Annotated in this window: 9 protein-coding genes and 2 pseudogenes; 6 read left to right on the top strand and 5 right to left on the bottom strand. The window is 69.0% G+C overall.

What is annotated here, in order from left to right; all coding sequences use genetic code 11:
- Positions 1 to 399 precede the first annotated feature (399 nt).
- Entirely contained in the window at positions 400 to 789 is a 390-nt protein-coding gene (locus ABT288_RS40465) for a DUF2267 domain-containing protein (protein WP_351619159.1), read from the bottom strand.
- 246 nt (positions 790 to 1,035) lie between these two features.
- Here ABT288_RS40465 and ABT288_RS40460 point away from each other — a divergent pair, with 246 nt between their 5' ends.
- On the top strand, positions 1,036 to 2,739 hold the full coding sequence (locus tag ABT288_RS40460) for a SpoIIE family protein phosphatase (protein ID WP_351619157.1): 1,704 nt from the start codon (positions 1,036 to 1,038) through the stop codon (positions 2,737 to 2,739).
- A gap of 1,292 nt (positions 2,740 to 4,031) precedes the next feature.
- Here the strand turns inward: ABT288_RS40460 and ABT288_RS40455 are convergent.
- Complete coding sequence (locus tag ABT288_RS40455; protein ID WP_351619154.1) at positions 4,032 to 4,220, bottom strand: hypothetical protein; 189 nt, start codon at positions 4,218 to 4,220, stop codon at positions 4,032 to 4,034.
- Between the two features lie 329 nt (positions 4,221 to 4,549).
- On the opposite strand from ABT288_RS40455, the gene ABT288_RS40450 reads away from it, so the two are divergent.
- From ABT288_RS40450 to ABT288_RS40440, 3 genes and pseudogenes are all read left to right on the top strand, one after another.
- Positions 4,550 to 4,774, top strand: a complete 225-nt coding sequence (locus tag ABT288_RS40450; RefSeq protein ID WP_351619152.1) for a hypothetical protein — start codon at positions 4,550 to 4,552, stop codon at positions 4,772 to 4,774.
- 518 nt (positions 4,775 to 5,292) lie between these two features.
- Positions 5,293 to 5,637: a MerR family transcriptional regulator gene (locus ABT288_RS40445; protein WP_351554943.1), complete on the top strand. Its 345-nt coding sequence runs from the start codon at positions 5,293 to 5,295 to the stop codon at positions 5,635 to 5,637.
- 381 nt (positions 5,638 to 6,018) lie between these two features.
- Positions 6,019 to 6,772, top strand: a pseudogene (locus tag ABT288_RS40440) (NAD(P)H-binding protein); the annotation flags it as partial.
- A 932-nt stretch (positions 6,773 to 7,704) separates the two neighbouring features.
- On the opposite strand, the gene ABT288_RS40435 reads toward ABT288_RS40440, so the two are convergent.
- Together ABT288_RS40435 and ABT288_RS40430 are read right to left on the bottom strand one after the other, a co-directional pair.
- Positions 7,705 to 8,352 carry a hypothetical protein gene (locus ABT288_RS40435; protein ID WP_351619149.1) on the bottom strand — a complete coding sequence of 216 codons (648 nt, stop codon included), beginning with the start codon at positions 8,350 to 8,352 and terminating at the stop codon, positions 7,705 to 7,707.
- On the bottom strand, positions 8,349 to 8,537 hold the full coding sequence (locus tag ABT288_RS40430) for a twin-arginine translocation signal domain-containing protein (RefSeq protein WP_351619147.1): 189 nt from the start codon (positions 8,535 to 8,537) through the stop codon (positions 8,349 to 8,351). Before ABT288_RS40430 ends, ABT288_RS40435 begins: the two co-directional genes overlap by 4 nt.
- Before the next feature lie 307 nt (positions 8,538 to 8,844).
- Between ABT288_RS40430 and ABT288_RS40425 the strand changes: the two genes are divergently transcribed.
- Positions 8,845 to 10,338: an RICIN domain-containing protein gene (locus tag ABT288_RS40425; RefSeq protein WP_351619144.1), complete on the top strand. Its 1,494-nt coding sequence runs from the start codon at positions 8,845 to 8,847 to the stop codon at positions 10,336 to 10,338.
- A gap of 138 nt (positions 10,339 to 10,476) precedes the next feature.
- On the opposite strand, the gene ABT288_RS40420 is transcribed toward ABT288_RS40425, so the two are convergent.
- Positions 10,477 to 10,626, bottom strand: a complete 150-nt coding sequence (locus ABT288_RS40420; protein ID WP_351619142.1) for a hypothetical protein — start codon at positions 10,624 to 10,626, stop codon at positions 10,477 to 10,479.
- 21 nt (positions 10,627 to 10,647) lie between these two features.
- Between ABT288_RS40420 and ABT288_RS40415 the strand changes: the two are divergent.
- Positions 10,648 to 10,817 (top strand): annotated as a pseudogene (locus ABT288_RS40415) (metallophosphoesterase); the annotation flags it as partial.
- Positions 10,818 to 11,178 lie beyond the last annotated feature (361 nt).

The following is an 11,178-nucleotide window of genomic DNA, read 5'->3' as shown; positions in this document are numbered from 1 at the left end:
GCTGGAACAGTTCCCACAACTCGTCCGGCACCATGCGCTCGACCATCACCACACGGTGCAGACTACCCAGAACACCAAATGAGACGACGTCTTAGGGTGCGCGTACCCCGATGGGCCTCTGGCACTCTGGTCACGACAAGCAGGCGGTCCGGCGGCTCCCCGGCTGTGATCCGAACCAGGAGAGCCTGGCAAGAACAGGCGCCCGGATCTGGCTTTGCCTGCCCGCGACGTTAGGTCTCCGCTGGGGTCTGGTCTAGCGACATCAAAAAGTCAACCGGCATTGCACGCGTCTTTCACAGCCACCGGGTCTTGCGCGGCCCGAATTGCCAGGGCCGCCAAGGTCACAGCCGCTTGGAGGGCCCGGCTGCTGGGCCAGGTCTTCCTCGAAAGGTGGCGTTCTCAGTCGGCGAGGTCGGGCTTGCCGAACAGGACGGCGTAGCTGGAGGGGAGCTGGCTGATGATCTGGTTCAGCTCGCCGCCGCTGACGGTGTCCGCCACGGTGGTCAGCGCTGCGCTGGCGTCCCATTCGGCGGTGTGTGGCCGTGCACCGATACGTTCCGCGACCCGGCGGTAGAACTCCTCGATCCCGAACCTCTCGGGCTGCTGCTTGGTGTCGGCCAGCATCTGTGCGAGCGGACCGGGCAACTGCGATGCCAGGTCGTCGACCTCTCCGGGACTGATCCGCTGTGCCAGCACGCCCAGGACGGCTTCGGTGATCGCAGCGGCTTCATCCTGGTCGGTGTACTCGCCGCGCTCGGGTACGCGAGCAAGGAACTCGTCGTACCTCATGGTCACCTCCGACGTGCGTGCATCCCGCGGCACCAGAGCTTCTGATGTCACTGGCCCAGTACCCAGGAGACCGGCGCATGCGCAGCCGGCGCGCGCCGGGCCAAGGGCCGGCATGCCTGCACAAGGGGGTAGCCGGGAAAAGATCGTAGGACAGGACAGTACGCAGCGTCCGGGTGCGCAGCGGGCGGCACGACCGACGATCATGAAGGAGGCACACGCGTGGCGGAGCCAGAGCGGACCGAGAGCATGGATCAGCGATCCCGTGGAGCGGCTGACACCACTGTGGCCGGGGCGCTGGCCGCCATCGGCGCGGGGGCGTACGTGGTGGATGAAAAAGGGTGCATCATCGCGGTCAACGCCCGAGCCGAGCAGCTGCTGGCCCGGCCCGCTGAGGACCTCGTCGGCCGTGACGCGCACGATCTGCTGCACCGCGATGCCCGCGGCCAGCCGATGCCGACCAGCCGATGCAGCATGCGGCAGGCCTTCCACGCCGGACGCACCGCCCAGGCTGAAGGAGAGTGGTTCGCCCGCGGTGACGGCTCCCTGCTGCCCATCTCCTGGGTGATCACTCCCTATGACACCGGTGGCCAGGAGGCCGCCACACTCGTTGTCTTCCACTGCGACCAGCAACCGCAGGAAGCGGGCCGGCGGCCAGAGCCGGTGACTGAGGCGCTGACCGAGCTCGAGCGCCTGGCCCTGCTGGCGGAGACCACCACACAACTGACCTCCACCCTCGATACCAATGAGGCGCTGCGCCGGCTCGTGGCCTTGCTCGTGCCCCGGCTGGCGGACTGGGTGGTCGTCGACCTGATCACGGAGCGCGACGAGGTGTGGCGCACCGCCGTGGTCCACGCCGAAGGCGAGACTCTGGTGCATCACGAAGAGCTGCAAGGACCGATGCCCCCGGTGCCGGAAGAATCCACGATGCCGCTGTCCAGAGCTCTGCGTGGGGTTGCTTCCACTCTTGCCGGTCCGAAGACATACCAGCGGGCACCCGATTCCGGCATCGCGGTCGAACAGCGCCGCCTGTTCGAGGCGACCGGTATCTGCTCCGCGGCCATCGTCCCCATCCGCAGCACCCGGGAGGTTCTGGGGGCCCTGACCCTGGGCCGCGCAGACCAGGCGGGGGACTTCACCACCGCCGACCTGCCGCTGGTCGAGGACATCGCACGCCGGGCCGCGGTCGCTTTGGACAACGCGCGTCTCTACCAGCGTCAGCGCAAGGTCGCCGAGACCATGCAGAACCATCTGCTGCCCCAGCTGCCGCGCGTGCCCGGGCTGGAGATGATCGCCCGCTATCTGCCGGCACCCGACGCCTCACAGGTCGGCGGCGACTGGTACGACGCCTTCCGCCTGTCCGACGGCGCTACCGCCCTGGCCGTAGGGGACGTCGTCGGCCATGACCTGGAGGCAGCGGCCGGCATGGCGCAGGTGCGCAACGTGCTCCGTGCCTACGCGTGGTCCCAGCAGGAACCCCCGAGCCGGATCGTCGAGCGGCTCGACGAAGCGATCACGCACATCACCAATGTCCCCATGGCCACCATGATCTTCGCCCGCCTCGAACAGGCGGACAACGGCCACTGGGAACTGTCCTGGACCAACGCCGGCCACCCGCCACCGCTGCTGGTCAGCCGTGACGGCCTCAGTCGCTACCTCACCGACGGCCACGACATCCTCCTGGGGACCGGGACCCGCACACACCGCCCCGACGCCACCGCCGTGCTGCCGCCCCGATCCACCCTCCTGCTGTACACCGACGGCCTCATCGAAGAAGCCGGCCACTCCCTGGACGAGGGCCTGGGCCGGCTGCGCCAGCATGCGGCCGCACTCGCCCACCGCCCCCTCGCCTCCTTCACCGACCAGCTACTGCGGCGGGTCCGCGCCGCCGACAATGACGACGACGTCGCCCTCCTCGCTCTACGGACACCAGTGGAAACACGAGCCAGATAGGCGCACTGCTCCCCTGGCTGGACGGGTGGACACACGCGTGCTGCCGTAACGCATATGCGGGCCCTACCTCTCCAACACCGGGGCAGGGCACCACAGCTTGGGCTGAGAGCCGTGGCTGGCGTCCTTGGCCACAACAACTCCGAATTCGCCAACTGTCGCGCAACAACCTCGCCAACTGTCATACAACGCTGGGGGCTGACCAGCGGTGACGCGAAGCCGACTCGCCAAGCGTCATGCAAAGGCACATCGACCATGACCCCTTGTCCAGGCCGCCGCCCCGACCAGGGCCGCGTTTTGCCTTGACCACGCTCGCTACCGGTCGTCGTCAGACCGAGGACAAAGGGGTCCCCTGCACGCTGCTCCCTCGATCACCGCCCACCCAAGGGCGGCCGGAGCGAAGGAGCCACCGCGATGACCACGCACCGACCAACGGCCGGCGCCCGGCGCGCCCACCCCGACCGCGGTCCCGACCAGCACGGGGCAAGCCGCCCCAGTCTCCTGCGGTACGCCCTTGGGACGCCACTCTTTGGCACCCACTTTGGTGCCCGGCATCGAGCAGGACGGAAAACCCGCAGGTCACCACACGCCACGTGGTCCCGACCCTCTCTTCTCCTCCTGAACTTTGTAGTGATGTCCGTGGCGGAGGAGATCATCGGGTCCGGGGGCCGGATGCCCTCTGCGGCCGGGGGCGGCCGGCGCCCGGCAGGTGGCCGCGCGCGACGGGCGAGGCAGGGGCGGGGCTGATGGCGGGGAAGCGGAAGACGAACCCGGTGGGGTCGACGAACAACCTGCGCGGCGACGTGCTGCGCGTGCTCGGTGTTAGCGCCTCGCATCTGGGGGCGTTCTCCGATCTGCGCAGGCACGGCCTGGTGGAGAACGGCGGGAGGACCTCGGGCGGGGGACACCCTGCGCAACCTGACGCCCATGGGCCTGAAGGCCGCCTCCTACGAGCTGGGGCGGCCAGTGGGGGGAGATGGGCCGGACCGGCCCGTGGCGCGGGCCGCAGCGGCGTCTCCCACCCGATGGCGGTCAACGACGCCCTGCTCGCGCTGCTGAGCCCGAAGCCGGACCTGACCCAGCTCGATGGCGAGCCGGCCGAAGCCTTCGCCGCCGCGCAGGCCACCGTCGACGCACAGGCCGGGCTGGGCACCATCGCCTCCTACGCGACCAAGGTGGCGCTGCCCGCCACGGGCACCTGGTCCAACCCCGGCAAGGGAGGCGCCCAGGCGGGACATCGTCATCACCGCGCCCGAGGACGAGGTGCCGCTGCTGTTCGTGTAGATCGACAACTGCTACGAGTCCGCGCCGGAACTCGCCGCGAAGATCGACAAGTACATGCGGTTCTGCCAGCGGAAGGTGAAGGACGCCGACGGCAAGGAGCGGCCGATGTGGCGCACCCGCTGGTGGGTGCCCGACGGCCGGTACGGCGACCAGCCGCACCCGCTGCTGCTGCTCGCCTTCAACCGCGTCGGCCCGCGCAACCCCAACACCGTCATCGCGCAGCTGGCCGAGCTCACCCACCGGCACTGGCAAGGCGAGGCACACGAGGGCTTCCACGTGTACGACAGCAAGCTCCCCATCGTGGTCACCGGCATGATGATGCTGAAGGAGCACGGCCCGGCCGGGGCGATCTTCCGGCCCTTCGGCCGGCCGCACAACCAGACGCTCCTGGAGGCGATCGGCAACTCCCGCCGCGAAGCCCACCACGCCCGCCGGCAGGCCGAGTACGAAGCCCCCGAGCGGGGAGTACAAGGAGCAGCTGCGCCGCGCGGCCGAGCAGCAGCGGGCCGAGCGGGAGGCCCGCCGTCCCGTGTGCGCCGACTGTGGCACCAGGTTCACCGACGACCGGTGGAAGGCCATCGAGCCTGCCGGGTGGGACGTCCCACGGGAGACCCACCCGCACCTGTGGGACGACTGCAAGCAGCGCGCCATCACCGCCGAACGCCAAGCCGAGCACACCGAGCCCGAGCACCAGGACCAGGCTGTGCCCGAACAGAAGGTCGGCGGCACCTGGCTCTCACGCTTCCGCAGCTGAAGCAGACAGGCCCGCGCTGTCAGTTGTGACTGCAGCAGGCGAGCCTGAAGCCACAACCTGCCGCGAAGCACTCTTCCAGGTGTAGCGGAGGAAATCTGTCATGCCTGGGGTAGACATTGGCCATCTACAGAGCTACGGTTTCTACCGTACCCAGGAAGTCGAAGTGGGCACGGCAGACAGGAACTGCCGTGCATGCAGGTCACGCAGGACGCGACCCGAAGGGGTCGCGAGCAGTACCCGCGTTATCCAGCAGTACAACCGAGTAACCGAAGGTAAGGAGCAGAACGCCATCAGGATCGCCCGGGCGAGGAAGCAGTCCGCCCGGGTACCGCAAGGCCCCGGATTGGAAGGTGGTCCCCGGTCACGCATACGCGATCCCCGCAGCCCCGCCCTCCCAGGCGGAACCTGCGGACAAAGAAGGCCGGCGCAGTCGGCCAGTAGATGGTGTTGAAAGCTCGGGGCCCGGGTGCCAGTACGGCATCCGGGCCCCCCGACGCATCCCCCGAAAGAAGAGGTCTATGCCCCCTCGCAGTACCCGGCCCGCCGATATCCTCGACGACGACGACTATCCCGCCTACACCATGGGCCGGGCCGCCGAGATGCTCGGCACCACCCCCGCCTTCCTCCGCGCCCTCGGCGAACACCGCCTGATCACTCCCTTGCGCTCCGAAGGTGGCCACCGCCGCTACTCCCGCTACCAGCTGCGCATCGCCGCCCGTGCCCGCGAACTCGTCGACCAGGGCACCGCCATAGAGGCCGCCTGCCGCATCGTCATCCTCGAAGACCAGCTCGAAGAAGCTCAGCGCATCAATGAGCAACTGCGCGCCCAAGGCGGCCAGCCGCAGTCGAAGCCCTCAGCCTGAACAACCAGGCACCCCTCACAGTTCCGCGCCGCCGCCTCGCGCTGGGCCGCAACCAGTACGCGCACAGCACTACACAAGCACCCCGACACACCTGCCGGGGTCCTTGGCCGTTCAAGTGCAGCTGCCTGATTGCATCCCCCTCGGCAGCGCCGACGACGAGGTGACCGGCGCGGTCGCTGAGCAGACCGGCGCAGGCCCGGACCGCGGTCACCGCGGGGGGTCGGTAAACGCGCTGTGGCCCCCGGTGGAACCGAAGACCAGAGGATGGACCTTCCTTGTCTGTGGCTCGGCGGACTGCCCGCACCAGACGTTCGGCGAGCCGTTCGCGCAGTTCACCGCCCCGTACGCACGTGAGGTCTGACCGCCGCCTGACGATCTTCCCGCTGCCTGGTCCGCGCACCGCGCACGCTGCGCGATCACCCGTGGGCCGACCGGGTCGAGATCGTTCAGGGAGACGTGACCGACGCCGAGTCGGTGGGGCCGGGCGATGACCGGAGCGGACGTGGCCTGCTACCTGGTGCAGACCCTCGGCTCCGGGCGCGGCTTCGAGCGCGCCGACCGCGAGGCGGCCCGAATCTTCGGGGAGCAGGCCCGCCGAGCTGGTGTCGGCCGCTTCGAAGCCGGCGGAGCCGGACCCGATGATGACGGCGGCGCGCAGCACGGCCGACGGCACGCCCGAGGCGAGCCTTCTGCATCGGCGGCCCGGACGCGCTGACGTACCGCGAGATGATGCGCCGCTACGCCGCCGTGGCCGGGCTGCCCCGGCGGCTAATCCTGCCCGTGCCCGTCCTCCCCCCGGGCGTGTCCAGCCACTGGGTGGGCCTGGTCACGCCGGTCCCGGCCTCGATCGCGCGTCCCCTGACGGAGTCGCTGCGGCACGAGGTGGTGTGCCGCGAGAACGACCTCAAACGGTACCTGCCCGGCCCGCCCGGCCACCCCGTCGGCTTCGACCGCGCCGTCGCCCTCGCTCTGCAGCGAGTCCGGTGACGCCCAGGTCGCCACTCGCAGTTCGTCAGCCGCCGTGCCCGGCGCACCCAGTGACCCCCTGCCCACCGATCCGGACTGAGCGGGCGGCAGCCTCTACATCGATGTCCGCGAACGGGAAGCCGATGCCGCACCCGAAGCGCTCTGGCGGCGTGCCCCATGTGCCAGGCGTACAGCAGTGCGGCGACGCCCAGGACCGCAGCCAGCGCCGGGCGTTCCCGGCGCGCCGGACCTTCCGGCCGGTCGGCGCGCCCGTGCGATTCCCGGCAATGACCGTGGGAGCCGGTACTCCGGGCGGTGGGAATGGCGTCCATGGCAAGGGTCCTTGGACCAGTGTTGAGGCGGAACGGCAGCTGAGAGGCGGAAGTCTGCGCGGGAGCCGCGGGCACCGCACATGCGTGCCGTCCAGCAGTACGCCGCCCGACAGACCGGCGATGCGCGTCGAGAGGGGGCTACGGCTTCCGGCGCCCGCAGAGGCGTCTTCTTGGCGCTTTCGATCTCGGTCACCAGGACAACCTTGCCGAGGCGGGGAGGTCCACCATCCGCCGGGGTTCGGGAGGTGTCCCGCCGGTCGGCCAACCGACCCCCTCCGAGTGGCGGGGGTCGGTCTTGGCGACCTGCGTCGTGACCTGGAGACCTTCCACCACACCGACGCACTCATGGACCGGCCCGCTCTGTCGCGATCTCGCGATGGGCTCGGCGTTCTCCCGTCACCTACCAACGCCATCATGCCCGTCGCAGGGCCGCCTCGATCGGCGCCCGCACCGACGCCAGCATGACCGGTACCAGCCGAGAAGTCCTCAGCGTGTCGACGATCATGCCAGTCCCCAGACCTGCCCCGTCCTCCCCGATCGTTCGTGCGGTGCGGATGAGCGGTGAGGAGTCGGGCCGCCCGGCTGTGAAGTGTCCGGTCCGAGGCGGGCCGAGAAGAGCGCCGTCCGTGGTCGTCGCGGAGGAACTACGCGACCCCATGGGGACGGCCACGAACCTCTGTGTGGGGAATTGCGCGACGTTCCGCATCCGCGCGCCGAAGAGGACGAACCCGGCCCCATCGAAGAGATGGGACCGGGTTCGCACTACCGCCTACTTGAGCGCCGTACCGCCCGTGTTGTGATAGGCGATCGTCTTGCTGATCAGGTTTCCGCCGTCGGTCTCGATCGACGTCTGTTCCTGCTGCCCTGCACCGAACAGCAGGCCGGCGATATGCGCGTTCGCCACCTGGTCCATGTGCCCGAACAACCAGTCCACCTTGTCGTCCTTGTAGCGGTTGAGGGTGTTGTTCTGCGCCATGTTGCCCACGGGAATCTGCCACAGGACCACCGGCTTGCCCACGGACTCGGCCATCGTCTTGTAGAACTGCAGCGCGGCGGCGGCCTTCTGGTCGGTCCAGAAGTGGTCACTGCCGCCGTGGGCCGACTCTGCGTACCAGCCTGCATCGCGGTCCGACACATCGGAGACCAGGAAGTCGGCGTTCTGCGCCCCGAGGTTCGCGTAGCCCTTGACGCATGCCGGTGTGTTGTACTCCCAGTCGAAGCAGGAAAGGTGCATCCCCACGGCGGTGTTCGGCGCGTACTTGCGCGCCATGTCGACCAGGCAGCGGGAGAGTCCGGCGGCGCTGTTCTCCTGCGATCGGCAATCCGTCGGATTTGTGCCCGAGGCCTGTGCGGGAACCTGGTGCGGATCGCCGAGCGACCGGACGTAGCCCCAGAAGTCAGGCTCAGGGTCGATCATGTCGTGCGAGTTGCCAGCGACATGGTGATGCTGGTGGTGCCGTCGAGCGATGTCGCGGTGACGGAGGCGTCCGAGGCCTCGGCCGGATATGTGCTGCCTATGCCCAGGGCGGCCGTTGCGGCGGCGACAGCCGCGCCCTTGAGCACCCTGCGGCGGGAGGGTTCCTGAGGCTCTGACACGTTCACAGTCGGTCCACCTCGCTTGGGTATGGATTCCAACAAACTCAACCAGCAAGTAACAGTTTCTGACTGTCGCGAAGTTTCTACGCCCGCCCCGAACCGAAGGTCAACCCCTCGCATCCGTCCTTCCACATGTCCGAAATCCTGGACAGTTCGGGCGACTTGCGGCCCTGCCGAGTCCGGCTGGGTGTGCAGCGAGCCGGTCAAGGTTGAACAAATTCGAACGCCATCCTTGACGCCACAAACATGCCACGACTCTCATGGGTCTCCGCCGACACCAAGGGACCGCCAACCTCGACAGAGAGGGACGCACATGTTCAAGGGAGTTGCCCGGACGCCCGCCGGCCGATGGCGGCGCAGAGCCGCCGCGTTACTGACCCTGCTGGGAGGCCTTGCGGCGCTCCTGCTTCCGGCGACCGAGGCGCACGCGGCCTCGGTGTCGTTCACCACGGGCGCCGCACGCACCGACCAGAACGGGAACGCGCTTCAGCTGCACGGCCTCGGCATCATCAAGGTGGGCAGCACCTGGTACGGCTTCGGGGAGGACAAGACCGGCGAGACGTCGTCGGACACGTCGTTCCAGGACATCCCCTGCTACACCTCGACCGACCTGGCCAACTGGACCTACCGGGGCGTCGCCCTGGCCAGGCAGAGCAGCGGCGACCTGGGGCCGAGCCGCGTAGTGGAGCGACCCAAGGTCATCTACAACGCCTCGACCAGCACCTACGTGATGTACATGCATATCGACAGCACCAACTACTCCGAGGCCAAGGTCGGTGTGGCGACCAGCAGCACCCCCTGCGGCCCCTACACCTACCGGGGAAGCTTCCGGCCGCTGGGCAACCTCAGCCGTGACCTCGGCCTGTTCCAGGACTCCGACGGCACCGCCTATCTGCTGAGCGAGGACCGCAACAACGGCCTGCGCATCGACAAGCTGTCCGCCGACTACCTGTCCGTGGACAGCGCTGTGGCGGTGCTCGGCAGCAGCGGCAGCAGCGGCAGCGTCGAGGCGCCCGCCATGGTCAAGGTCAACGGCACCTACTACGTCTTCGGCTCGCACCTGACGGGCTGGGGCCTCAACGACAACATCTACGCCACCGCCACGTCACTGGGCGGCCCCTGGTCGTCGTTCCGTGACGTGGCCGCACCCGGCACCCACACCTACGGCAGCCAGACGGCGAACGTCATCACCGTCCAGGGCTCCTCCGGCACCACCTACATCTACGCCGGCGACCGCTGGAACACCTCCGACCTCGGCGCGTCGAAACTGATCTGGCTGCCCCTGACCATCAGGGGAACGACGGTGAACCTCGGCCAGTACCCCACCTGGTCACTCGACACCGCAGCGGGAACCTGGACGGCCGACAGCGGGATCCCCGCTGAGGGCGTTCACACCCTGAAGGATGTCAACAGCTCCATGCTGATGGACGTGTCGAGCGGCTCGACGGCGAAGGGCGCCAAGATCATCCAGTGGCCGTCCACCGGCGGTACCAACCAGCAGTGGACGCTCACGCGGGTGGGGGACAACATCTTCACGCTCAAGAGCGTGAAGAGCGGCCTTTGCCTGGACGTGCCGAACCAGTCGACCGCCACCGGCCTGCAACTGCAGCAGTGGGCCTGCAACGGCGGGACCAATCAAGAATGGTTCCTCGACCTCGTCGGCAGCTACACCGGCAGCACCTACGTGCTCGCCGGCGTCGGCAGCGACCTGGACATCGGCGTCACGACCGCCTCGACCACCGGCGGAGCGGCCGTGGACCAGGAACCGGGCACGGGCGCGACCAGCCAGCAGTGGAGTCTTTCCTGACAGGTGCGCCAGGACCACTGACGCGGATCAACGACCACGTCGGCCACGTGTTCCTGACCCCGCAACGCTTCCAACCGGCCTAGGAGTTCGTCATCCGGCACACGGCGGCCAGGTCGTCACCGTCGAGCAGCACCTGTGCTACTTCGCCGCCGCCCGCCGCCTGCCCGTGTGGACCGAGGCCGCGAACTCCTCAGCCTCCTCGGCCGCGAGCGCTACGCACAGCCGTGGGCGGCCGTGCTGTACCCCGCGGTGGCGGGGCGGGTGGTCGCCGAGGTGCTCATCGGGCATCCCGTGGCCCGGTTGTACGCTGACGTCACGGCCGAGTCCTCCGGCCTGGCAGGCCACCGCGCCCACCGCACCGGAGCCCCGCACCGACCTGCCCCGTCCTGCTCCTGGCACACCAGCCAGGCTTCCGGGGCCCGCCGTTCCGCGTCTTCGCCCCCAGCGAGCTCACCCTGCTCGTGCTCCGCTCCCCACACCCGGCCCACCTCGCCGTAGACGGGGCGCGCCAACACACCGCTTGGAGCTGTCCACGAGCCGAGGGGTGCGGCGGCAACAGATGCGGTCGCCGGGCAGATGCTCGATCTTCAGCCGGATCAACGTGCCGTGAATCAGGTGGAGTTCGCCGCGGTGGACGAGCCAGGGGCCGCGGGCCTGCAGGCAGGATGCGTCCGGTTGCCGGGTCTCCGGCTCGGAGGCGTTCGCCGGACCTGATCAGCGGTTGGACGACTGGGCGTACCAGAGGGCCAGACATGCCTGCTCAGCCAGGACGGCGAGTACGACGTCCGGTTGTGATGTGGGCGGGGGGCGGCGCCCCGGCGACGGACGGGCCCGCCGCGC

The organism is Streptomyces sp. NPDC001093 (genome assembly GCF_040298985.1).
Classification (GTDB): domain Bacteria; phylum Actinomycetota; class Actinomycetes; order Streptomycetales; family Streptomycetaceae; genus Streptomyces.
This window is presented reverse-complemented; position numbering and strand designations above follow the sequence as displayed.